Source organism: Aquiflexum lacus (genome assembly GCF_015476655.1).
GTDB classification, from domain to species: Bacteria; Bacteroidota; Bacteroidia; order Cytophagales; family Cyclobacteriaceae; genus Aquiflexum; species Aquiflexum lacus.
Map to the genome: position 1 here is coordinate 1 of NZ_JABFHF010000006.1, position 23,101 is coordinate 23,101.

General features: G+C 37.9%; 21 protein-coding genes. 14 read left to right on the forward strand and 7 right to left on the reverse strand.

Translation table 11 applies throughout. From position 1 onward, the window contains the following. The first annotated feature begins 494 nt into the window (after positions 1 to 494). From HMJ38_RS07310 to HMJ38_RS07340, 7 genes are all read left to right on the forward strand, one after another. Positions 495 to 1,376 carry an inositol oxygenase family protein gene (locus HMJ38_RS07310; RefSeq protein ID WP_194973728.1) on the forward strand — a complete coding sequence of 294 codons (882 nt, stop codon included), beginning with the start codon at positions 495 to 497 and terminating at the stop codon, positions 1,374 to 1,376. 206 nt (positions 1,377 to 1,582) lie between these two features. After that, positions 1,583 to 3,166: a solute:sodium symporter family transporter gene (locus HMJ38_RS07315; RefSeq protein ID WP_194973729.1), complete on the forward strand. Its 1,584-nt coding sequence runs from the start codon at positions 1,583 to 1,585 to the stop codon at positions 3,164 to 3,166. A 271-nt stretch (positions 3,167 to 3,437) separates the two neighbouring features. Continuing rightward, entirely contained in the window at positions 3,438 to 3,656 is a 219-nt protein-coding gene (locus tag HMJ38_RS07320; protein ID WP_194973730.1) for a hypothetical protein, read from the forward strand. A gap of 63 nt (positions 3,657 to 3,719) precedes the next feature. Continuing rightward, positions 3,720 to 4,541, forward strand: coding sequence for a GLPGLI family protein (locus HMJ38_RS07325; RefSeq protein ID WP_194973731.1), 822 nt, complete (start codon positions 3,720 to 3,722; stop codon positions 4,539 to 4,541). 19 nt (positions 4,542 to 4,560) lie between these two features. Beyond that, on the forward strand, positions 4,561 to 7,230 hold the full coding sequence (locus HMJ38_RS07330) for a hypothetical protein (RefSeq protein ID WP_194973732.1): 2,670 nt from the start codon (positions 4,561 to 4,563) through the stop codon (positions 7,228 to 7,230). 180 nt (positions 7,231 to 7,410) lie between these two features. Next, complete coding sequence (gene greA, locus HMJ38_RS07335) at positions 7,411 to 7,884, forward strand: transcription elongation factor GreA (RefSeq protein WP_194973733.1); 474 nt, start codon at positions 7,411 to 7,413, stop codon at positions 7,882 to 7,884. A 51-nt stretch (positions 7,885 to 7,935) separates the two neighbouring features. Then, a complete protein-coding gene (locus HMJ38_RS07340; RefSeq protein WP_194973734.1) occupies positions 7,936 to 8,331 on the forward strand; it encodes an HIT family protein in 396 nt (131 codons plus the stop codon). 274 nt (positions 8,332 to 8,605) lie between these two features. On the opposite strand, the gene HMJ38_RS07345 is transcribed toward HMJ38_RS07340, so the two are convergent. From HMJ38_RS07345 to HMJ38_RS07365, 5 genes are all read right to left on the reverse strand, one after another. Then, positions 8,606 to 8,938, reverse strand: coding sequence for a four helix bundle protein (locus HMJ38_RS07345; protein WP_317174506.1), 333 nt, complete (start codon positions 8,936 to 8,938; stop codon positions 8,606 to 8,608). Between the two features lie 301 nt (positions 8,939 to 9,239). Next, positions 9,240 to 10,121 (reverse strand): carbohydrate kinase family protein, encoded by an 882-nt coding sequence (locus HMJ38_RS07350; RefSeq protein ID WP_194973735.1) that lies wholly within the window; start codon positions 10,119 to 10,121, stop codon positions 9,240 to 9,242. Next, positions 10,114 to 11,457 (reverse strand): sugar porter family MFS transporter, encoded by a 1,344-nt coding sequence (locus tag HMJ38_RS07355; RefSeq protein WP_194973736.1) that lies wholly within the window; start codon positions 11,455 to 11,457, stop codon positions 10,114 to 10,116. Before HMJ38_RS07355 ends, HMJ38_RS07350 begins: the two co-directional genes overlap by 8 nt. 50 nt (positions 11,458 to 11,507) lie before the next feature. Then, positions 11,508 to 11,969 carry a YciI family protein gene (locus tag HMJ38_RS07360; RefSeq protein ID WP_194973737.1) on the reverse strand — a complete coding sequence of 154 codons (462 nt, stop codon included), beginning with the start codon at positions 11,967 to 11,969 and terminating at the stop codon, positions 11,508 to 11,510. A gap of 11 nt (positions 11,970 to 11,980) precedes the next feature. After that, a complete protein-coding gene (locus HMJ38_RS07365) occupies positions 11,981 to 13,357 on the reverse strand; it encodes a TIGR00341 family protein (RefSeq protein WP_194973738.1) in 1,377 nt (458 codons plus the stop codon). Positions 13,358 to 13,782: 425 nt separating this feature from the next. Between HMJ38_RS07365 and HMJ38_RS07370 the strand changes: the two genes are divergently transcribed. From HMJ38_RS07370 to HMJ38_RS07385, 4 genes are read left to right on the forward strand one after another with little or no spacing between them, the layout of a single operon-like run. Next, the gene (locus HMJ38_RS07370) at positions 13,783 to 14,157 is read left to right on the forward strand and encodes a response regulator (protein WP_194973739.1); all 375 of its coding nucleotides are present in this window, start codon (positions 13,783 to 13,785) and stop codon (positions 14,155 to 14,157) included. 47 nt (positions 14,158 to 14,204) lie between these two features. Next, positions 14,205 to 15,002 carry an MlaE family ABC transporter permease gene (locus HMJ38_RS07375; protein WP_194973740.1) on the forward strand — a complete coding sequence of 266 codons (798 nt, stop codon included), beginning with the start codon at positions 14,205 to 14,207 and terminating at the stop codon, positions 15,000 to 15,002. Next, entirely contained in the window at positions 14,995 to 15,753 is a 759-nt protein-coding gene (locus HMJ38_RS07380) for an ABC transporter ATP-binding protein (protein WP_194973741.1), read from the forward strand. Before HMJ38_RS07375 ends, HMJ38_RS07380 begins: the two co-directional genes overlap by 8 nt. Continuing rightward, a complete protein-coding gene (locus HMJ38_RS07385) occupies positions 15,753 to 16,718 on the forward strand; it encodes an MlaD family protein (RefSeq protein ID WP_194973742.1) in 966 nt (321 codons plus the stop codon). Before HMJ38_RS07380 ends, HMJ38_RS07385 begins: the two co-directional genes overlap by 1 nt. A 3-nt stretch (positions 16,719 to 16,721) precedes the next feature. On the opposite strand, the gene HMJ38_RS07390 is transcribed toward HMJ38_RS07385, so the two are convergent. After that, the gene (locus HMJ38_RS07390; protein WP_194973743.1) at positions 16,722 to 17,780 is read right to left on the reverse strand and encodes an endonuclease/exonuclease/phosphatase family protein; all 1,059 of its coding nucleotides are present in this window, start codon (positions 17,778 to 17,780) and stop codon (positions 16,722 to 16,724) included. Positions 17,781 to 17,930: 150 nt separating this feature from the next. Here HMJ38_RS07390 and acnA point away from each other — a divergent pair, with 150 nt between their 5' ends. The 3 genes from acnA to HMJ38_RS07405 all read left to right on the forward strand — a co-directional run bounded on the left by acnA (position 17,931) and on the right by HMJ38_RS07405 (position 21,549). Then, positions 17,931 to 20,705 (forward strand): aconitate hydratase AcnA, encoded by a 2,775-nt coding sequence (acnA, locus tag HMJ38_RS07395; RefSeq protein WP_194973744.1) that lies wholly within the window; start codon positions 17,931 to 17,933, stop codon positions 20,703 to 20,705. A 133-nt stretch (positions 20,706 to 20,838) separates the two neighbouring features. Beyond that, on the forward strand, positions 20,839 to 21,321 hold the full coding sequence (locus HMJ38_RS07400; RefSeq protein WP_228779934.1) for a DUF5060 domain-containing protein: 483 nt from the start codon (positions 20,839 to 20,841) through the stop codon (positions 21,319 to 21,321). Between the two features lie 48 nt (positions 21,322 to 21,369). Further along, complete coding sequence (locus HMJ38_RS07405; protein ID WP_194973880.1) at positions 21,370 to 21,549, forward strand: zinc-binding dehydrogenase; 180 nt, start codon at positions 21,370 to 21,372, stop codon at positions 21,547 to 21,549. Positions 21,550 to 21,661: 112 nt separating this feature from the next. Here the strand turns inward: HMJ38_RS07405 and HMJ38_RS07410 are convergent, their stop codons facing one another. Continuing rightward, entirely contained in the window at positions 21,662 to 22,921 is a 1,260-nt protein-coding gene (locus tag HMJ38_RS07410; protein ID WP_194973746.1) for a carcinine hydrolase/isopenicillin-N N-acyltransferase family protein, read from the reverse strand. Positions 22,922 to 23,101 lie beyond the last annotated feature (180 nt).

Here is a 23,101-nt window from a genome sequence, read left to right on the forward strand (position 1 = left end):
TAAAAAAACATTCAAGAATCCTTTAAGACATCACCTTGTCACTTCGACGAAAGGAGAAGTCTATACCCTGAGGCATGATAGATTTCTCTCTACGTTCGAAATGACAAGGATATGGCTTTGACATGATTGAACAATAAAAAAACATTCAAGAATCCTTTAAGACATCACCTTGTCACTTCGACGAAAGGAAAAGTCTACCCTAAGGCATGACAGATTTCTCTCTCTGTTCGAAATGACAAGGATATGCCTTTGACATGATTGAACAATAAAAAAACATTCAAGAATCCTTTAAGACATCACCTTGTCACTTCGACGAAATGAGAAGCCTATATCCTGAGGTATGATAGATTTCTCTCTACGTTCGAAATGACAAGGAGAAGCCTCTGACACGATTGAACCATAAAAAGCAGTCAAGAGAATTATAAAACTTTACCCTCTTACTTTCGAACTTTTGGGAATAACTTTTTATATTTCTGTATCAAAACAATAAACCAATGAACACCAAACTTTCAGATCAGGAAAAGTCACCACTTCAAAACATCGAACATTGGGAAGAAGACCTTTTGGTGAGGTATCCTGAACCAAAAGAAAAACGGGCAAAAGCAAAGGATGATTATAGAAATTACCATGATTCGGAAAGAGTGGACACTGTCCGGGAATTCTACAGGCTGAATCATACCTATCAGACCTATGATTTTGTGGTGGAAAAGGAAAAGGAGTTTTTGAAGTTTGAGAAGAAAGAAATGCCTTTTTGGGATGCGGTTGATTACCTCAATACGCTTGTGGATGATTCAGATCCTGATACCAACTTGGACCAATTGCAGCACCTGCTCCAGACTTCTGAAGCCATCAGACAGGATGGCCATCCTGATTGGTTTGTGCTGACGGGTTTTATCCATGATTTAGGTAAAGTACTCTGTTTGTTCGGAGAACCGCAATGGGCTGTGGTAGGGGATACTTTTCCGGTTGGCTGCAAACATGCTGAAAGCATAGTTTATCCTGAGTTTTTTGAGGCCAACCCTGACTCGAAAGATGGACGCTACAATACGAAGTTTGGAATATACAAACCGAATTGTGGCTTGGACAATGTGAAAATGTCCTGGGGACATGATGAGTATCTATATCAAATGGTCAAAGATCATATGCCCGAGCCTGCGCTCTATATGATCCGCTACCATTCTTTCTATGCCCAACATAGGGAAAATTCATATGACTACTTGCTTAATGACCATGACCGGGAGATGTTCAAATGGGTGGACAAATTTAATCCCTACGATCTTTATTCCAAAGTTCCTGTTCCACCTGATGCCAAAGCGCTAAGACCATATTATGAGGATTTGGTCGCAAAGTATTTGCCGGGGGTTTTGAGGTTTTAGGCCGACGGGATTTTTGGTACCAAGTACAAAGTACCACGTACCAAGAAAGAATCCCGAAGCAGGAGGTTGGAAGTCTTCCTACTTCGGACTTCCAACTTAACTCATTTTTCTACCCCAAAATATCCATTTAATATCAACCAATATCCACCAATATCAATTTAATATCCATCAATATCCACCAATATCCTCAACCCAGAAACCCCTAAATGCTCACCGCTCTTTCCTTCATTGGATTCACTTTTTTTGTAGCTTTCTACTCTTGGTATAGGTTAAGAAAGGATGATATCAGCTCCAAGGAGGGGTATTTTTTAGGAGGGAGAACTCTGACAGGTGGGGTGATAGCGGGTTCCATGATCCTGACCAATATATCCACAGAGCATTTGATTGGAATGAATGGTTCGGCCTATAAAAATGGGATGATCATCATTGCGTGGGAAGTTACCTCTGCTATTGCTTTGGTGATTGCAGCGCTTTATTTTATTCCAATCTACCTCAAAATGGGATTGACCACCATTCCACAATACTTGGAAAGTAGGTATGATGCCACAACAAAGACCATTGTAGCGCTACTGTTGATGCTATCCTTCGTAGTCACGTTGCTCCCCATTGTTCTATACACCGGAGCCATTAACTTGGAAAGCATCTTTAATGTCTCGGAAGTATTACAGGTCAGTAAATCGGAAGGTATTTGGTTGACAGTAATCACTATCGGAGTGATAGGGTCCATATATGCCATATTTGGGGGCCTGAAAGCCGTAGCCATTTCGGATACTGTCAATGCTGTAGGGCTGATGATTGGAGGCTTGCTGGTTCCGGTATTTGCCCTTTGGGATATAGGCAAAGGCAATATTCTCCATGGCATGAGTAGGGTTTACGAAGCTGTTCCGGAAAAATTCAATGTAATTGGTGCTGAGGATTCCGTGATGCCATTTAGTACATTATTTACAGGCCTGATGATCAATCAGCTATATTTTTGGGGAATGAACCAAACCATCATTCAAAGGGCATTGGGTGCAAAAAATATGGCTGAGGCCCAAAAGGGATTACTTTTCACAGGTATTTTCAAAATTCTGATTCCTTTGATTATTGTTTTGCCCGGCATCATTGCTTTTTACTATTATGGTGATCAATACTTTGGTGATCAGGATTTTATATACCCTGTGTTATTGAAAAAAGTGCTTCCATTGGGATTGGTAGGTTTTTTTGCTGCAGTGGTATTGGGGGCCATTCTGAGTACCTTCAATTCAGTGCTTAATTCAGCGGCAACGATCTTCAGCTTGGATATTTACAAAAAAATCATCTCCCCAAAGACATCTGACAGAAACTTGGTCAGGGTGGGTAGGTGGAGTTCTCTTGTTCTTGCAGTCGTAGCAATTTTGGTGGCACCGATGGTGGCCAATGCCCCTGATGGATTGTACCAATTGATGCAGCAATTGAACGGTATTTTCTTTATCCCCATTGCATCAGTTTTGATCGCAGGTTTCTTTATACCAGAGATTTCTGCCACAGGCGCAAAAGTCGGATTAGCAACCGGGTTGTCTTTTTATTTATTGACGACTTTTTTGATGCAAGTCAATCTGCACTTTATCCATATTTGGGGGATAGAGTTTTTGCTCAATCTCCTTTTGATGTATATGGTCAGTCTCGGATTTAAACGGGGTCCTGTTTTCAAACATATTTCTAAAAGCCCCATTGATTTAAAAGAGTGGAAATATGCCAAACCACTTTCGGCATTCCTCTGTTTGGTGACTTTGTTAATTTATTATTGGTTGGGGAAGTCAGGTTTTTAGCCATACTGAGATTAACTGTGAAATCTCCTTAAAATCCCTATTTATCAATGTTGGATGTCAAGAATATTGGTTAATTTTTAAATTATTAATTGTTATCTAACAATAAGGATATTAATCTGTATTGACATTTCAATATTTTTTTTAATAATTTTTTAAAATTTTTTAACTAACACTTGTTTTTTACTTTCTTTCTTTCTTTTTTCATATCGGATTTATTAGTGGCCGCTTTTTTAACCATAAAAAAATAATTTAACCTTAAATTTTAAATTTTATGAAAAAGTTAATTTTAAGTTTGTCAGTTCTTTTTCTGACAATTATGGGCTTTACTGCGAAAGCAAATCAATCAACATTTCTAGTTCGCGAGTTTCAATGTGTAAACTTTGTTACTGATTGTGGTAAGCCAGCAATTGCTTGTGGTTTTACTGTAGGTCAAATTGCAGAAGATATGGTTGGTTGGAATAATTTTTGGTGCAACGAGGATATTCCATAAAACCAAGTCATTAGTGGTAAGGGGTAAATTCCCTACCACTATTTTATTTTAAATAATATAATTATGAAAAAAGCTTTGTTATTTATCGCAATATTTGATCTATGTTTTTTTTGTGAAATATTTGCTCAGACAAGTACATATTCATTTTTTTATGAATTTAAATTTGCTCCTGATTCTACTGATTTAGATAACAGAAAGGAAGATTTAATGGTTTTATGGACTAATGGAACCAACAGTGTTTTTCAGAGTTTCTATGGTTTTGAAATTGATAATTTTGAAAAAAAATATACTGATAATTCGACTTCCATCGGAGAATTTAACCCTCAGGAATTCATGAATGCAAGACGATCTATGAAACAACCACAGTCAAAAGTGATCGTTCATAAAAATCTACCACTAAATGAAATGGTATATTTTGATCAGTTTTTTTTTAACAGCTTTAGATTTAAAGATCAACTTTGGAAAGTAGATTGGAAAATTACAGATGACATTCGTAATATACTTGACAAAAAATGTGTCAAAGCGACCACTTCCGTTGGGGGCAGACAATATGAGGCATGGTTTACAGAAGAAATCCCTATAGGAGATGGTCCGTTTATTTTTCATGGACTTCCCGGTTTGATAGTTGAGTTATATGATGTTAACAATCATTACTATTTTAATTTGACAGGTATTGAAAAAAAACAAATTGATATGGGAGAGATTGGGTACCCCAAAGCAATTACTACTTCCAAAAATAAGTTTTTTGAGACTAAGAAGAAATATTTTCAAGATGTTCGATTAGGTTTAGGCGATCGGGTAAATATGGTTAGTCCCGAGGAGATAGCAAGTTCTCAAGAAAGATATAATAAGGCAAACAATCCGATCATTTTAAAAGTTGATTGAAGTTTTTTATTTATATATAATGAGCTTCAAAAAATATACATACTGCTTATTTATCCCCTTTTTTTTTTGGTTTTCTGCGTTTAGTCAAGAAACAAGAATTCAAGGTTCCCTTACGCTCAAGAATGAGAATTCACCACTTTTTGGTGTAAATATAATAGCTAAAAGCCCCAATGATTCAACCACATTGGCTTATGCCATTAGCAATGATAAAGGTGAATTCAGCCTCCTTGTTGATGAAGGTCCCGATAGTCTATTGTTAATATTTCGTTCTTTGACAGTGGAAGAATTAATTTTGTCGATTCCAAATAAAGATCAATTTTTAGAAATATCCTTGAATCCTTTTATTATGGAACTAAAAGAGATGGTTCTCGAGGGAAAGAGAAATCCCATTACATCAAATAATGATACAATTTTTTATGATGTATCTTCAATTTCAAATTCAAATGATCGATTCATTTTTGATGTCTTGTCGAGATTGCCTGGAATTGAAGTAGATAATACCGGAATGATTCGATATCAAGGAAAAGCCTTGGAAAAATTTTATATTGAAGGATTAGATCTTTTGGGGGGGAGATATAATCTGGCAAATAGAAATATGCCAATTAGTGCTGTGGAGTCTATCCAGATTTTGGAAAATCATCAGCCAATTGCGGTTTTGGACAGCTTGGTTTATTCAGAAAGAACCTCTCTTAATCTAAAATTAAAAAGAAAAAATGTTTGGCTTGGAGTCATACATTTTGGATCCGGCTTTAGCCCAATACTCTATGATATAAATCTGACACCAATGATTTTCAGGAGCGATTTTCAAATATTAAATTCCTTTCAAGCAAATAATATCGGTAAGGATCTCCAAAAAGAACTTAAAGTGTTGACAATTGAAGATCTTACAAAAAGATGGAAATTAGAAGAGTTTAATACTTGGTTCGGTGTTAGACAAGTTTCGTCGTTTGGTCTTTCCAAGGAAAAGTACGAGTTCAATGAAAGCAAAATAGCAACTATAAACTCCTTAAGTAAAAACAAAAATGATACTGAGTTTAGAATTAATCTCTCTTTTATAAATGATAAAATAGAAGAAATCGGAGGTGAGCAAACCACTTTTTTCCTTCCTGGAGATTCAATCCGAATTTCAGAGGATATTAGGAACAATTTTCTTTACAGCAACCTAAGTACAGAATTAAGCTGGACTAAAAATATCAAAAAAAGCTATTTTAAGAATTCTACAAAAATCAATGTTCAAGACAGGCGTGAGGTAGGGAATATCCTCTTGAATTCTGAAAGTAGGATGCAAGATATTGAATTGCCCTTTATTGAATTAGGGAATACTCTGAAAGGAATTAAGCCTTTTAAAAAACGACTTTTTAATTATGAATCTCAAATAAATATGAGATTTTCAAACCAAAGATTTTATCTCAATACTGTTGGATTTGATATGATATTACCTCAATCAAATGAAAAGGGAACTTTACTACAAACCTTAAAGGAAAAGGGATATTTCACTAACAATAATATTGGAATTACTAAACGGGTTGCTAAAAACCTGAGTCTTACTTCAAAAATGGGTTTCCTAGCAAAATTGAATTTTATGGATAGTCAAATGGCTTTAAAAGATAGTGGAGGAGGGGAAATAAATATTCCAGAAAATTTTTCCAATAAATTGCGCCAAAAGGAAATGCGCGCTTACCTTCAAAATGATTTAGATTTTAAGACAGATAAGATTAGTTTTAGTTTAAAAGTACCTCTAAGTTACTTTAATATTAACTTTTTGGATCCTCGAATTGATTTTAAAAGAAATTTATCTAGAGTGATATTTGAACCAAATTTTCAGGGGTCATATTTCGTGCATTCCAAATTAAACTTCTATTTTTCGTTTCAAAAATCAAATGATTTCAAAGGATTACATCAGCTTCATCCCGGCTTTGTCTTTAAAGATTACAGAACAATTCAACAAAATCTTTCAGATATACCAGATGAAATCCAATACAATTACAGCCTTTCTTTTCAATTTAAGGATCCAATTTATTCTTATTTTGCTTCAGCTGGATTCAATCTTCTAAACAGTAAAATGAATACGATAATTGGAAATGAGATATTGGATTCTGGTGAGGCGATTCTGAGGGCAGAAAATTTTTTAAATAGAATGCAATCTCAAGTGTGGTTTTTGAGAACTAGTAAATACTTTCCGATGCTGAATTCCAATTTGACAATAAGTCTCGATCATCAAAACAGGACTGGACAGCAAATCATTCAAGGAAGTATTAAAGATTTCAATTTGAAAATTTTAAATCCAAGGATAATATGGGGCTTGAGGCCCAAATCAATATTTGGGTTGACTTGGAATGGTAGTTTTAGACTAATTGAATCCGAATTTGAAAATATTGAAATAGGAAATATTATACAATTTAATAATAAAGTTGAATTGGATCTTTTTCCAAATGAGTTTCATTTAGTTCGATTTACTGCTGATCATTTCTTTAACGAATCAAATGGTTTGACAAACGAAAGCACTTTTATAGATGCTTCATATCGGTATAGGTTAATAGGAAAGAAGGTTGATTTTGGATTTAAAATTTTTAATCTATTGGATTTTAACACATTTGAAAATTTCAATGTAAATGTTTTCACACTTAGCTCACAATTTACTCAATTGAGACCTCGACAGTTTTTATTTACTATTTCATTTGCCATTTAATTTTTGATACCGTTCAGTGAGGTTAAATAATAGTATAATAATTCTTTTGCCAAGTATAGATTTGATAGTCCTATTGAAATCATTACCTTTGACCCATACAAATAGCGAAAGCATGGAAGAAACGGTTTCAGTAATGAAACCGTTCTTTTATTTTTCATAGCCATAGTAAATTTAAATGTCATGGGAAACATACAGTATTACACTGAAGAGGGTCTGAAAAAACTGAAGGACGAACTTCAGGAGTTGAAGACGAAAGGAAGGCACGATATTGCCAAGCAAATTGCGGAAGCAAGGGATAAGGGCGACTTAAGTGAAAACGCGGAATATGATGCTGCCAAAGATGCCCAAGGGCATCTTGAATTAAAAATTGCCAAATTGGAAGGGGTGGTAGGTAATGCCCGGGTGATGGATAATTCAAGAATGGATACCTCTAAGGTTGGTATCCTGAGCACTGTTAAAATCAAAAATGTCAAAAACGGGATGACCGTTACCTATACCTTGGTTTCTGAGGAAGAAGCTGACCTGAAGGCAGGTAAGATTTCATTGGCCTCTCCTTTTGGAAAAGGGCTTAATGGGAAATCCAAAGGGGATATTGCTCAAATTCAGGCTCCTGCGGGAACATTGGAATTTGAAATCTTGGATATTTCTTATTAAAAACTCAATCTCCCGATGGTTTCTCCTTCGGGATTTTTTATTTTTACACCTATGGCATCAATCTTCACTAAAATCATCAACCGAGAAATCCCGGCAGAAATCATTGCCGAGGATGAACACTATATCGCTTTTCTGGATATCATGCCCTTAGTCAAAGGTCATGTGCTTGTAGTTCCCAAAAAAGAGGTAGATTATATTTTTAACCTCGATGACCAAACTTTGGCAGGTCTCCATGTTTTTGCAAAAAAAGTAGCAAACGCAATCGACAAATCTATCAAATGCACGAGAGTAGGGGTAGCAGTAATCGGATTGGAAGTGCCACATGTCCACGTTCACCTTGTTCCGCTAAGAACCATGGATGACATCAACTTCACCCGCCCTAAGCTTAAACTCAGCAAGGAAGAGTTGGCGGAGATTGGGGAGAGGATTAGGGCCAGTGTTCAGTAGGCAGTTTGCAGTGGGCAGTAGGCAGTATACAGTTGGCAGTGTTCAGTCTACAGTTTTCAGTAGGCAATAGGCAGTGTTCAGTTGGTCAGTGGTTACAGTTTGCAGTGAACAACAGAAATTAGTAGGCAGTATTCATTCGAAGTTTGCAGGTGCTCTGTGATATCACAGTGATCGGTTTAGGATTTGCTGTTTACAATGTGTCAGAAGTAGGTTGTCAGTTGTCATTCGCTGGAAGAATTGATTCAGTTTGAATAAGACGGTTTAAAAAGGTCGACTAAGGTTTTTTAGAACCGAATTTTTCGGGGTGCTGCATCATATAATTTATCAATTTTCCAATCTCTTGATCCTGTTGAAGTAATTTTTCGTATTCATCGTCCCTCAAGTATTTGCATGCAATTGCAAAATCAAGCCAAACTCTGGTTTCACTGTTTTTCATATCCGCATCACTCAATTTTGATATAAAATGTAGGGGATATTGTCTTTTTCTGTAAGCTTCTGTAATATTAACACATACAGACCTACTACTTCTTCTGATTTGATCGGTTAAGGAATACTTTTCTTCTTTGGGAAAAGATTTTGATAGTTCAAAAATATCCATAGCCAAAATAAAAGCCTTTTTTTAGGCTAACAAATCTTTGAAATCCATAACATACTGAGTTTAAAAATTAACGAATTGTACAAATCTTTCAATTCCAATCTATCCGATAACCTAAAGTTTGCCAAATCACCTCAAATCTAATTTCAATCAATCTGCTCAACTTCCCACTGCTACTGTTCACTGAAACTGTCCACTGCAAACTGCAACAATTATACAGGAAAGCTACCAACTGCCCTCTGCTAAACTGAAAACTTTCCACTACTGCCTACTGAAAACTGCCTACTGAACACTGACCACTGTAAACTGCCTACTACAAACCAACCAACTTCCAAACCTCACTCTCCCCATACTTCGGTGTTCCGCCTTCTTTCGTTGCCACAAAAGCACCCATGGCACAGGCGAATTGGAGGATTTCATCGGGTGTTTTTTCTTCAAGGTAGCTTTTGATAAAACCAGCCAAAAAAGCATCACCGGAACCAACAGTGTCTTCTACGGAAACTTTGTAACCCGGATGTTGGAAAATCTTTCCATCTTGGAAAATCATCGCTCCTTTTGAGCCTAAAGTAATGCAGACCATTTTAACCGGAAAATGGGTCGTTAGCAAATTGCAACATGCTTTGACCTCAGGCGCTATTCCAAAATAATCCGCGACAATCTCGAGTTCATCTTCATTGATCTTGAGGATGTCGGTAAAGCCCAGCATGATCTCGATTTTTTCAAAATCAAAAAATGGCGCCCTCAAATTGATATCAAAGACTTTGAGTGTCGGTTGGTGCAAAAGTTGGTAGAGTGTTTCCCAACTGCTTTTGTTTCTAATAGCCAAGCTCCCAAAAATAAATGCATCAGCATTGGAAACAGCATCTTTGTTATCCGTATTCAGCTCAATAAAATCCCATGCCACAGGTGAAACAATTGTATATCTGATGTTTTCAGAATCTTCATTATGTACTGTCACAGTTCCTGTTGCATGCTCTTCATCCGTCTGTATGAGGGTATGATCGAAATCATAGGATTGGATGAAGTCGAGGTATTTTTTCCCATACGCATCTTTTCCTAACCTTGAAATCATTTGCACATCTAGACCCAACTGCTTCAGGTGGAGCGCTACATTCATAGGTGCACCACCTGGAATTTCTTTGTCAGGAAAACAATCCCACAACATTTCACCAAAACATACGACTTTTTTAGACATGGCTTTTCTGTAATTCTTTTTGTATTTCCTCCAATGATTTTCCTTTTGTTTCCGGCATGCGGAAAGCTACCCAGATCAATTGCAGCACCATCATTAAAGCAAAGAATGCGAAAATGCTTCCTGCCCCGAAAGTACTGGCAAAGAAGGGGAATAGGTTTGCGATGAGTGCAGCCAATATCCAATGGGTAAATGAACCCAAGGACTGTCCGAAAGCCCGTAGTTCATTTGGAAAGATTTCAGCTATAAATACCCATATTACCGAACCTTGTCCTATAGCATGTGAGGCTATGAATACGAAGACAAAATAGGGCAGGAGAGTATTGCTGATGCCGCCTCCAAAATAACTGTAAGCCATCAGGGAAAGTGAAATGATATATCCGACCGAGCCGATATACATCAGCATTTTTCTTCCGATTTTGTCAATGAGATACAGGCCAAGCATGGTCGCCACTAGGTTGATGACCCCTATACCAATGGTGGAAAGCAAAGCATCCTCGGTGGCAATTCCCGCAGATTCAAATATCCTTGGGGCGAAATAGATGATGGCATTGATGCCTGACATCTGATTGAAAAAAGCCATCAGAAAAGCAAAAAAAGAAATTTTCCTGAATTTTGGGTTGAAAAGTGCTGTTGCAACAACTTTACCCCTGATTTCTTTACTTTCTGCAATTGCCAGTTCCATTGCTTCATCAACACCATCAGGATCTGTTTTGGTTAGAATCTCCCTTGCCAAATCAAAATCCTGTTTTTTCGCAATCAGCCACCTTGGGCTTTTTGGAACCTTGACAATCAAAATACTATATATCAATGCAGGAATTGCTTCGACTCCCAGCATCCATCTCCATGCCTCATTAAGATTAGCTGTACCGATCAGGTAATTGGAGAAATAAGCCATGAGGATGCCAAATACAATATTGAATTGATATAAGGCCACTAATTGTCCCCGTCTTTTTGCCGGAGCTATTTCCGAAATGTACATGGGTGCTACTACAGAAGAAGCACCTACTCCCAATCCCCCGATAAACCGGAATATCATAAATGTATTGACATCATTGGCCAGGGCTGAACCTACTGCAGAAATCAAATAAAATACTCCGATCCAAAGGAGAGAATTTTTTCTACCGAACTTGTCGGCAGGTATACCCCCGAAAAGTGCTCCAATGACAGTGCCATAAAGGGCCATGGCCACTGCCAAACCGTGACTCCAATCATCCAATCCCCAGAGATTTTGTATGTCTCTTTCTGCACCGGAAATGACCGCGGTATCAAAACCAAATAAAAACCCGCCCAAGGCAGCTGTTACCGATAAGAAAAGAACGTAATTTTTGCTTTGCATAGGAATATGTTAGTTGGGTCAAGGTTTAAAAATAGTTAGAAGTCCGGGATTTAAAAATCCGACTTCTGTATTTTCTTGTGGAATTCAGGTATCATCAACAAAGCAGCTGACCCATACCATTCTTTCAGGTCCATTTTAAGGACTCCTGCTTGGACTGCTGGATCTGTATTAGTCAGTTCTTCAGCTTCTTCTTTGGAATTGACATTGAAAATAAAAATACCTCTCATGGTGTCATTACCAAAAAAAGGGCCTGCCAGGATGAGTTTTTCCATTTCCGCCAGTTTAGTGATATTGGCCATATGTCCTTTTTGGATTTCTGCCTTTTCCTCAGGTGTGTATTCAGAAATCCGGTCACCAGAAAAAAGAAAGGCAATAACATACTTTCGCATGCCATAGTCATCCGCTTGAAGTTTTTGGGCTAAATCTGGGTCATAAGATTCACTTTGCCCTTTGGTTGTCAAGGGTATGAAAGTAAATGCGGAAAGGATAAATATGGTCAAAAGCTTTTTCATGCTTTTTGGGATTATTGAATGATCAAAGATACAGTATCTGCTTTGGTCCGGACTTTTAGCCATTCCCCAAATCGCTGTTTTTCTTGTGCAGATGGAGTTTGTCTGAATTTGGCAAATGCCAATAATAAGGTATCCTGTCTATTTTCTTTCAGATTAGCCATAATGGTCCTGTTCACGGTAAAGTTTTCTAGATTTGGATAATGGATTTTAGCTTCATTGGCAAGGTCTACCACCTGATTGCTGCTTCTACTGTATTCGGACAGTTCTCTTTCGAGAAGATTTATCTTTTGGTCCTTATCCTGGATCAATAATTCATTTCTTTCATATAGATCTTTTAAAATATCCGAACGTAACAGGTTCATGTCAGTACCGGAATCACCACTTTGCTTGAGGTTGAGATATGTATTTTTAAGATTAAAAGCATCAAGTCTTTTTTGGATACGGATGATTTGTTCCTCCTCAATTCTTTCTCCTATCAAGCTTATTTCAATGACACTACTATCTGCATCATAATTCAAAGTGCTGGCAATTATCTGGGTACGTGGCAAGTCAAATTCGTTGCTTATAAATTCCTTCACGCTTTTTTCCCAGAAGGTACGTTTGACAATGTTGTATGCTAGATATACACTGGGGATTATTGTTAACAAGGTGAAAAGGGTGATGTAAGTCCGGACTGTTTTCTCCCGCTTTCTATCCAGAAATTCCTTCTTGGGGAACTTCATAAATCTGACAATCAGATAAGTCGAAAGGCTGATAAAAACTGAGTTGATAAAAAATAAATAAAAAGCCCCAAAGAAGTAATAGAGATTGCCTGTAGCCAAACCATAACCGGCTGTACACAGAGGTGGCATCAAAGCAGTTGCAATGGCTACACCGGGGATGGCATTGCTTTTCTCTTTTCTGGACCCAGCCACTATCCCCGCAAGCCCACCGAACAAGGCAATCAATACATCCCAAATGGTGGGTTCTGTCCTTGCCAACAATTCTGATTGGGCATCATCAAGAGGAGTGAAGGAGAAGTAAATGGTACTCGTGAGAATACTGATCAGGACAGCAATTCCCAGATTTTTCATGGACTTTTTGAGGAGTTCAAAATCATTAATTCCCGCAGCAAGTCCTATACCCATAATAGGTCCCATGAGTGGAGATATCAACATGGCACCAATAATCACGGCAGTGGAATTTACATTCAATCCTACTGATGCCACAAAGATGGCAAAGATGAGAATCCAAAGATTGGCACCTTTGAATTCCACATTTTTTTTGATGTAGTCTATGGTTTCAAGCTCATCCTCTTTGCCCTCATGGAGGTCAAACCTATCCTTGAAAAAGATTAAGATCATCAGAATTTTATTTCTTAAGCTGACCGGCTTTTTATTTTCTTCCATGGTTTTTGAACCTTAAATCAAAAAGCAATCTATGCAAAAAACACACATCTGAGATATCTTGATTAAATTGTTTTTATCAAAAACAAAAATGAAACAAAGAAGAGAGGGTAGGAAAGAAAGATTTATAGCAATTGCAAATATTAATTATTCCAGGACTATCAAGTAGAATTATTTATTGAATCTAATCATAGTAAGTATTTGATATCAAACATATTATAATACTTTTAGGTATATCTAAATTTGAGTAGACTAAATAAATTAGACATAACTAAAAAAAAGGAATCTGACAAAAAGACCAATGACAGTTGGATATGTTATTATATTTGTGTGAGCAATTTAATGATGATAGTTTTGATCAGTGGCTTTGAAGAAGGATTGTGATTTCAATTATAATTATATTTTATTGACCCAAACATTTTTGAGGAATGGCAAAATTGATTAATAAATTAGTTTTTGTGGATGATGATAAAATCCAACACATGATCAACCGTAAAAATCTTTTGCGGATTAAGCCTGATATTGAACTGTTTTTCTTTGAAAATCCTTTTGAAGCATTAGACTGGCTTAATAACCACGAGGCAGATCTTTTGATTTTGGATGTGAATATGCCCGAGATGCAGGGATGGGATTTTCTTGAAGAACTTGTAAAAACAGGAAACAAAATTCCTGTAAAAATGCTCACTTCCTCTATGGATCCTATGGATGTAGTCATCAGTGAAAAATATGGTCAGGTTACAGGTTTTCTCGTTAAACCCTTGCAGACTGATGTATTGATGGAGATGTTGGGAATTGAAGTCTAAAGTTCCTGGAGATTTGTTTATTTTGATAAAAAGAATTATTATTTCTTATGGCAGAAAGTAATGATGTGATTAAACCAGTACTTACTAAAAAGTTGGATGAGTTTTTTTCAGGACTTGCCAAGGCTTTTAGGTTTGTGAAAAGATTTTTTCAAGAGGTTTGGTTTCCTCCCTATGAGTTTAGAGAAATATTGAGACAATGTTATGAGATCGGTTACCGTTCACTTCCTTTGATTTCATTGACAGGATTTATTATTGGTATTGTCTTCACCAATCAATCCCGGCCTTCTTTGGCGGAGTTTGGGGCGGCTTCTTGGTTGCCGGCTTTAATTTCCATAGCAGTAGTCAGGGCACTGGGCCCTTTGGTGACTGCTTTGATTGCTTCAGGTAAAGTGGGTTCGAGTATCGGTGCGGAGATTGGGTCCATGAATGTGACCGAACAGATTGATGCCATGGAAGTATCTGCTATCAATCCTTTCAAATATTTGGTGATCACAAGAACCCTGGCCGCGACATTTATGATACCTGTATTGGTCATGTACACAGATTTCGTGGCTTTGATGGGTTCATTTCTAAGTGTCAATGCCAATGAGCTTGTGAGTATGTCCACTTTCTTTGTACAAGTCTTTGAAGCAATTTCCTTTTTGGATATTTTCTCTTCGGTCATCAAATCCCTGATTTTTGGATTTACCATTGGGATTGTGGGGTGTTACAAAGGTTACAATTCTTCAAGAGGAACTGAAGGGGTAGGTCAGGCAGCCAATTCGGCTGTGGTAATGTCTATGTTCTTAATATTTGTGGAAGAGCTTTTGATTATGCAAATTGTAAATGCCATTCGCTATGCATAATGATCAGGAAAAAGTAGTCGAAATACGAGGTCTCGTAAAGTCCTTTGGTGATAATCATGTACTCAAAGGTGTTGACTTGGATCTTTACAAAGGTGAAAACCTGGTTGTCTTAGGTAAATCGGGAAGTGGAAAATCAGTTCTGATAAAGTTAATGGTCAGTCTGCTAAAGCAGGATGAAGGAACCATCAAGATATTCGGGATTGATACGGCCGGATTGAATTTAAAGGAATTGAACAAATTTAGATTAAGAATTGGTTTTTCTTTTCAGGCTTCTGCGCTTTATGATAGTATGACTGTCCGAGAAAACCTTGAATTTCCCTTGGTGAGAAATGTTAAAAACCTTACCAAAAAAGAAATCGATAAGAGAATAGAGGAATTGTTGGATGCTGTTGCACTACCAAAGACCATCAATCAAATGCCGTCTGAATTATCAGGTGGACAAAAGAAAAGAATCGGGATAGCAAGAACATTGATTTTGAATCCTGAAATCATGCTTTACGATGAGCCTACAGCAGGGCTCGACCCCGTGACCTGTATCGAAATCAATAACCTGATCAATGAGGTTAGGGAAAGGTTCAAGACTTCATCAATCGTTATTACCCATGATCTGACCTGTGCCAAGCAAACGGGTGATCGGATGGCGGTTTTGATCGAAGGTCAATTTAATTCAGTCGGTACTTTCGAAAAAGTTTTTGAGGAAGCTACCGACCAACAAGTGAAATCATTTTACGACTATAATTTTATCAAATAATGAGAAATGATAATAAAAAATCCGTAATCGTGGGCGTTTTTGTCCTAGTAGGGATTATCATCTTCATAGCGGGTATTCTCACTATGGGTGGACAGCAAAAGAAATTTGTAAAAAGTATCAGACTCAATGCGGTCTTTGATGACATAGGAGGATTGCAGACTGGTAACAATGTTTGGTTTTCAGGTGTAAAAATCGGTACGGTCAGAAAAATCAATTTTTATGGAGAATCTCAGGTAGAGATAGTCATGAGTGTCGAAAACGAAGCTCAAGAATATATCCGTAAGGATTCTAAAGCTACTATTGGTTCGGACGGATTAATAGGGAACAAGATTATTGTGATTTATGGGGGAACCACACAAGCACCACCCGTACAGGATGGAGACAGGCTGATAGCGGTAATGCCTTTGGATACAGATAAGATGATGTCAACACTTCAGGAAAATAATAAAAACCTTGTGACCATTACTGAAAACTTAAAAGTGCTAACCACAAAAATTGCGGAAGGAAAAGGTATGGTTGGAGCGGTGATGACAGATAGCCTATTGGCCGAAAGCTTCAAAAACACCATGTCCGCCTTTGAAAGGGCAGCTGTGAGAAGTAACGTGGTTATCAGTGATATCAATAAAATCACAACAAACCTGTACAAAGAAGGGACACTAATTTATGACCTGACCAACGACAAGGAAACTTATCAGAATCTCAAATCATCTGTGGAAGGTTTACAGGCTACCATAGAAAACACCAAAGAACTCTCGGATGGATTGAAAGTCACAATGGACAAATTGAATGACAGTGATAATGCCTTGGGATTGATGCTCAATGATGCTGAATTTGCAGAAAAACTAAAAAGTACTATGATCAACACAGATAGTGCAACCATGAATCTGAACAAGGGACTTGAAGCATTGGAATACACTTGGCCTTTCAGAAGAGGTTTCAAAAGAATGGAAAAAGATAATAATTAATATTTAAGAACCCTCCGATTTCCCTTTTTCAATTTTTTGATTGGCTGTTTCTTTATCATCTCTGTCTGCGTCGAAGTTTTCATTTCTGTTATTTGGAGATAATGAAAACTTTGCACTTATCGGAAAATGATCAGAACCAATATTTTGATGAACCTTAAGGTTTTCTAAAGTAAAGTGCTCGCTGACAAAGATATGATCTAGAGGCCATCTGAGGAAAAAGTACTTGGCATGGAAGGTGCTGAACATGCCTCTACCTCTTCTAGGATCCAATAAACCACTGATTTTAAGGAATAATTCACTGGTATAAGACCAACCCACATCATTGAGGTCACCAATAACCAAAGTTGGCTTTTTGTAATTTTTTATTTTTTTTGCAACCAATAAAATCTCTGCATCTCTTTCTGTACTAGACTGACTTTCAGTTGGTACAGGAGGTTTGGGGTGAATTGCAAATATTTTCACATGGTCTCCACTTTTCAATTCTATCATAGCTTCAATTGAAGGTATTTCTTTGTCAATTAAGTGCAAAATTTCGTGGTTTACGATCCTTAGCTTGGAGTAGAACAACATGCCATAGGTATTTTCCTGAGGGATTTCCACAAAATTTGGATGGCTATTTTTTAATTTACTCATTTCCTGGGCCCACTTCAGATCTGTTTCGACTAACAGTAAAATATCGGGATCTTCACTTTGGATTACTCTTAGGGCCAATTGCTGATCTTTGTTATATTGATATACATTGATAACCATCACAGAGAATGTGGGTGAATTTGAACCTGCCTTGGTACTCTGCACCATCTTTGGTGAAAACCTTGTAAATGGGTATATCTGATACATCTGAAATATGGCCATCACCACCAACCCGACAAAAAGAATGTAATCCAACTTACTAAAGGATGAAAATCCCAAAACAAGCCACAAAACTAAAATTGTCAAGCAAAGAACAAACTTTTGGAATCTTGGATAATCAAATACCCTAAAGACCCAAAAATCTCTTTTGATAACGGGCAACAAACCCGCTAACAAAATTAATAGACTGACAATTGCTAATACTGTTTTCATGTAAATTCCTTAGGATAAATATAAATAATTGACATTGAAAACCTATTTTCTAGTAATGAAACAAGTAAAATAAGGTAAATTGAGAATTATTTGTAAATGAATGAAGTTATAACAATGAATTCATTTTTACCATACCAAAATTATATCACAATGAAGATACACCCCCAAGAAACCAAGAAAACGCTTATATCCAAAAAAGGAACCTACAATTATTGGAGTTTATCAGCACTTCAAGAAGAAGGCTATAAAATTGATACCCTTCCTTTTTCTATCAGGATACTTTTAGAAAATGCCTTAAGGAATTTTGATGATTTTGGCATTACCAAAGAACACATTGAAACTTTAGCCAGTTGGTCTCCGGAACCTTCAGATAAAGATATCCCCTTCAAACCTGCGAGAGTTTTGATGCAGGATTTCACAGGTGTACCCGCGGTGGTGGATATTGCATCACTCCGTGCAGAGGCGACTAGAAAAGGGAAAGATCCGCAAAAGATTAACCCTTTGATTCCTGTTGATTTGGTTATCGATCATTCTGTTCAGGTAGATTATTTTGGGACTAATTATGCTTACCAGAAAAATGTGGAAGTAGAATATGAAAGAAATGGAGAACGGTATCAATTCTTGAAATGGGCACAAAAAGCCTTCGATAATTTTTCGGTAGTCCCTCCCGGAATGGGGATCTGCCATCAAGTAAATTTAGAATATTTAGCCCAAGGAGTTATTTCAAGAGATGGTAATGCATTCCCAGATACATTGGTAGGCACGGATTCCCATACACCAATGGTCAATGGGATAGGTGTTGTAGCATGGGGAGTTGGTGGAATAGAAGCTGAGGCGGCTATCCTGGGACAACCCATTTACTTTATCATGCCTGAGGTTGTGGGCTTGAAACTTACAGGACAACTACCATTGGGAACCACCGCTACAGATATGGTACTGACAATTACCGAGTTGCTGAGAAGGCATGGAGTTGTTGGTAAATTTGTCGAAGTTTTTGGTTCAGGCCTGGATAATCTAACTGTTCCGGATAGGGCCACCATTTCCAATATGTCTCCTGAATTTGGATGTACCGTCACCTATTTTCCCATTGATGACAGGACTTTGGATTATATGAAAAAAACCAATAGGTCTGCAGATCAAATTCAATTGGTCGAGGACTATTGTAAAGCCAATATGCTGTGGAGACAAGGAGAAGATAAAATTAAATACAGTTCCATTGTGGAATTGGATCTATCCACCGTCGAACCTACAGTTTCAGGACCAAAAAGGCCTCAGGATAAAATATTGGTAAGGGAGTTTAAATCCAAATTCGGGGAGTTGTTGGAAAAAGTCCATGGAAGAGAATATATACCTATTGATAAAAGACAAGTGGGGCGTTGGTATGGTGAAGGAGGAAGTCAGCCAGCGGAACCAAAAGGAGGGACGTCCGCTGAGGTCGAATATGAGACCAAGGTGAAGAATGGTCTCAAAACCGTGGTTGTCAAGATGCACAATGAAAAATTTGCACTGCATGACGGTTCAATTGTGATCGCCGCTATTACTTCCTGTACCAATACATCTAACCCATCAGTCATGATAGGCGCAGGACTGGTTGCAAGAAAAGCGAGACAAAGAGGCTTGGACACGAAATCTTGGGTGAAAACCTCATTGGCCCCAGGTTCGAAGGTGGTGACCGATTACCTGGAAAAAGCAGGACTGTTGGATGACCTGGAAGGTCTTAAGTTCCATGTGGTAGGCTATGGCTGTACTTCCTGCATCGGAAATTCAGGTCCACTTCCAAGACACATTGCCAAAGCTGTGGAGGAAAATGACCTGGTAGTGAGTTCAGTGCTATCCGGAAACAGGAATTTTGAAGCAAGGGTACATCCTCAGGTCAAGATGAATTATCTGATGTCCCCCATGTTGGTGGTGGCTTATGCTTTGGCAGGACGGGTAGATGTTGACCTGATCAATGAACCTTTGGGATATGACCCCAATTTGGAGCCTGTTTATTTGAAAGATGTCTGGCCGAGCAATGATGAGATATTTGAAGTAATGAGCAGGGTACTTTCCCCTGCTGATTTTGAAAAAAGTTATGGGGAGATTTTTGAAGGAAATGATATTTGGAAGCAATTGGAGGTCCCCAAAGATAAAGTTTATCAATGGTCTGATGAGAGTACTTACATCAAAGAAGCTCCATTTTTCAATGGAATATCAGAATCTGTTGAAGAACCTAAAGACATCATTGGGGCGAGAGTTTTGCTGAAATTAGGTGATTCTATTACCACAGACCACATTTCTCCTGCAGGTTCTTTTTCCGAATCCTCCCCGGCTGGTCAGTACTTGATAGCAAGAGGTGTTGAAAAGAAGGATTTCAATTCCTATGGATCAAGAAGAGGGAATGATGAGGTGATGGTAAGGGGAACCTTTGCCAATGTCCGAATCAAAAATCAATTGGTTGACAAAGAAGGTGGATTCACTAAGCATATTCCTTCCGGAGAGGAAATGACCGTATATGATGCATCCAAGAAATATAGGATGGAAAACACTCCTTTAATAGTTTTGGCTGGAAAAGAGTATGGAAGTGGATCTTCCAGAGATTGGGCAGCAAAAGGCACAAACCTATTGGGAATCAAGGCAGTATTGGCAGAAAGCTATGAAAGAATCCATAGGAGTAATTTGGTTGGGATGGGCGTATTGCCATTGCAGTATAAACAGGGCGAATCTGCTGCCTACCTTGGATTAAATGGTAGTGAACAATTCAGTATTTCAGGTGTAGCAAGCGGATTATCACCGCTCAAATCACTTCAGTTTAGAGCTGAAAAAGAGGATGGAACCATCAAGGAATTCGAAGTAATCTGCCGATTGGATTCAGCCATTGAGATCGAGTATTATAAAAATGGAGGAATCTTGCATTATGTACTACGGGATTTCTTAAAAAAATAGATTCATAACCCTTCAAGAATCCACTCTCTTGAAGGGTTATTTTTTTTATGATTGTGCTATTTGAATTCCTTTTTTTATAAAAATCAAATATCATGAAAACCCTAATTTTATTTTCATACTCGTCATGATTTTCATGTCATGCAAAACCAATCCTGAATTACAAAAAATAGAACAATGGTCCGTCTTCGAAATTGAATTGACAGGACCTGAAACTGGGAATACCTATTTGGAAGTTTCCTTGGAGGCTATATTCACCAAAGGAAATGAAAAAGTTGAAGTCCCCGGATTTTTTGATGGGAATGGAGTTTATCGGATCAGGTTTTCTCCACCTACCCAGGGTACTTGGGATTACCAAACATCTGGTTCTCAGGGGAAACCCGAAAACCTTGAAACAAATGTCCATATCCTCGCCAAGCCCGGTGAGGTTTATCTGGCTCATGTTGCTGATACAGGAGTGGAAATCAATCTTAATCTGAAAGGTGAGGGAGAATATCGTTTGGATGTGATGGATACCTGGAAAATGAAAACAATAGAATCAAAAAATGTTCCTGGAGACCCGTTTACTTTCACCACATCTATTCCTTACACCGCATTAAAGTTTCAAAAGATTGAATAATCGAATTTTTCCCTTCAGATTACACAAAATTTAAGATGTTTGCGAGTCATGCAGGGCTTGATGGAAAATGGTGAATTCAGGCCAGTTCTCGACTGGAGTTATGCTATAGAAAAGGCTGCCGAGGCCTACCGCTACGTAGCTTCAGGCCAAAAAACAGGCAATGTGGTTTTGGATATTGAAGGGGGGAGGAGCTGTTTTATTTATTGCCTTAAACTCGGATCACCATAAAACTACACCCCAAATATCTCTTTGTACCTTTGCGGGAATCAAATTCACTTGACTTCTCCAAAAACTCCTCCAAATCCAATTTATCTTCAGGAGTTTCCATGTTTGAAATTAATCATTCTCTTAAAAATTCGGAAGTAAAATCCCTATAAAGCTTTTTGACATTTTGAAGGCATTCTTTACTGAATTGCCCTAAACTTTCCTGATCTGAATTTGCAGCAATCAATCTTTTTTCCTCGCTCAAAAACTCATTTTGTAATTGCTTGGCCAATGGCCAAAATTCGGCCTTCCTTTTTTGATAATCCTTACAAATCCATTGATGGACTTTTTCAGCTTCCCACCAAAGGGAAGAATCTGATTCGGGGCCTGGTTGTGGAAAATCCTTTAATATGTCTGTGCCAAAAAAGAAAGGGATAAATACAGACAAACAGGGCATGGAAGTTCCTGTTAACCAAACCGTAGAGAGACTATTCCTTCTGACCTCAGTAACCATACTTCCGGTCGTCTGACTCGGATTGGTCAGTCCGGTGGCATGCATACAAAGTGATGCTGTTGTGGCTTTTTTGGACTGAAACTGCGGGTCCGGAAGGTTATGGGTTTGAAGAATTTGGATTGCCATCTCTACAGTCAGTTTTCCTTTTGCCGCTTCCAACAAGCTGCCACTGCATTCGCGTCTCTGCGAGGCTCTGCCAACTTTGGTATAAAGGAAATCCGAAAAGTATTGGGAAAAAGAAAATGGATTGGATTTAGGTAGGAGGGAAAAAGGAAAGGATCTTTTTTCATCTTGAATGTTCAAATGGGTATAATCAGTATTGATAGATAGTCCATTGGAAATGGTAGCAAAGTTTTTTACTTTTTTGACAGCCCAGGATTTTCCAGCTGTTTCGAGGATATAGGCTTCATAGGGGTCTGCAATGATAAAGCTGTTATGGTAGAAAAAATCTTTGTTTTTGAAACCCCCACAGGCATCCTGACCATATTCCAGAAGTAATTCGGTAATTGTTTTGACAGACTCAGGAGCTGTGCGGCACCTTTCCAAGGCAAGTCTCAACATATCCATGCCTGTTAAGCCGTCATTGTTTTTTGGGATTTTGACATTGGTAAAAACAGCCTCATTCCCAATCACAAGCCCAAACTCATTGATGCCCATCTCCGCACCCCACATGTGGAATGGTTTGGAGAGGATGACTTCAAAAGTTTCTTCAACTTGTGGGATACTTATAAAAGTGCATTGAACAGCTTTACCTTGACCCCAACTCATCCTTGGGATTTTAATTATTGCCTGCGCCTCATCAGGTTCCCGGTCCGAATTTTTTGCAAAAATCAAGTTTCCGTTTTTTGTCGATTCAGGAAGGGCTACCAAAGTGTCGCACATAGGGGAGAGGGTTGGAGTGGTTTAAAGTTAATGGATTTTAAAATTGAAAAATTTAAAAATTGAAAAATCGTAAAATTGGGTTGAGCCAAACCGAAAAACCGAAAACTTTTACCCTCTAACCTCTCGGTTCTCGGTTCTCGGTTCTAATTCCTCAAATCTCACGATTGTCTGCCGTTAAAG

Coding starts and splice junctions, on each gene's coding strand:
- HMJ38_RS07310 (WP_194973728.1), top strand. CDS start 495: ATGAACACCAAACTTTCAGATCAGGAAAAGTCACCACTTCAAAACATC.
- HMJ38_RS07315 (WP_194973729.1), top strand. CDS start 1,583: ATGCTCACCGCTCTTTCCTTCATTGGATTCACTTTTTTTGTAGCTTTC.
- HMJ38_RS07320 (WP_194973730.1), top strand. CDS start 3,438: ATGAAAAAGTTAATTTTAAGTTTGTCAGTTCTTTTTCTGACAATTATG.
- HMJ38_RS07325 (WP_194973731.1), top strand. CDS start 3,720: ATGAAAAAAGCTTTGTTATTTATCGCAATATTTGATCTATGTTTTTTT.
- HMJ38_RS07330 (WP_194973732.1), top strand. CDS start 4,561: ATGAGCTTCAAAAAATATACATACTGCTTATTTATCCCCTTTTTTTTT.
- greA (WP_194973733.1), top strand. CDS start 7,411: ATGGGAAACATACAGTATTACACTGAAGAGGGTCTGAAAAAACTGAAG.
- HMJ38_RS07340 (WP_194973734.1), top strand. CDS start 7,936: ATGGCATCAATCTTCACTAAAATCATCAACCGAGAAATCCCGGCAGAA.
- HMJ38_RS07350 (WP_194973735.1), bottom strand. CDS start 10,121: ATGTCTAAAAAAGTCGTATGTTTTGGTGAAATGTTGTGGGATTGTTTT.
- HMJ38_RS07355 (WP_194973736.1), bottom strand. CDS start 11,457: ATGCAAAGCAAAAATTACGTTCTTTTCTTATCGGTAACAGCTGCCTTG.
- HMJ38_RS07360 (WP_194973737.1), bottom strand. CDS start 11,969: ATGAAAAAGCTTTTGACCATATTTATCCTTTCCGCATTTACTTTCATA.
- HMJ38_RS07365 (WP_194973738.1), bottom strand. CDS start 13,357: ATGGAAGAAAATAAAAAGCCGGTCAGCTTAAGAAATAAAATTCTGATG.
- HMJ38_RS07370 (WP_194973739.1), top strand. CDS start 13,783: ATGGCAAAATTGATTAATAAATTAGTTTTTGTGGATGATGATAAAATC.
- HMJ38_RS07375 (WP_194973740.1), top strand. CDS start 14,205: ATGGCAGAAAGTAATGATGTGATTAAACCAGTACTTACTAAAAAGTTG.
- HMJ38_RS07380 (WP_194973741.1), top strand. CDS start 14,995: ATGCATAATGATCAGGAAAAAGTAGTCGAAATACGAGGTCTCGTAAAG.
- HMJ38_RS07385 (WP_194973742.1), top strand. CDS start 15,753: ATGAGAAATGATAATAAAAAATCCGTAATCGTGGGCGTTTTTGTCCTA.
- HMJ38_RS07390 (WP_194973743.1), bottom strand. CDS start 17,780: ATGAAAACAGTATTAGCAATTGTCAGTCTATTAATTTTGTTAGCGGGT.
- acnA (WP_194973744.1), top strand. CDS start 17,931: ATGAAGATACACCCCCAAGAAACCAAGAAAACGCTTATATCCAAAAAA.
- HMJ38_RS07400 (WP_228779934.1), top strand. CDS start 20,839: ATGTCATGCAAAACCAATCCTGAATTACAAAAAATAGAACAATGGTCC.
- HMJ38_RS07405 (WP_194973880.1), top strand. CDS start 21,370: ATGCAGGGCTTGATGGAAAATGGTGAATTCAGGCCAGTTCTCGACTGG.
- HMJ38_RS07410 (WP_194973746.1), bottom strand. CDS start 22,921: ATGTGCGACACTTTGGTAGCCCTTCCTGAATCGACAAAAAACGGAAAC.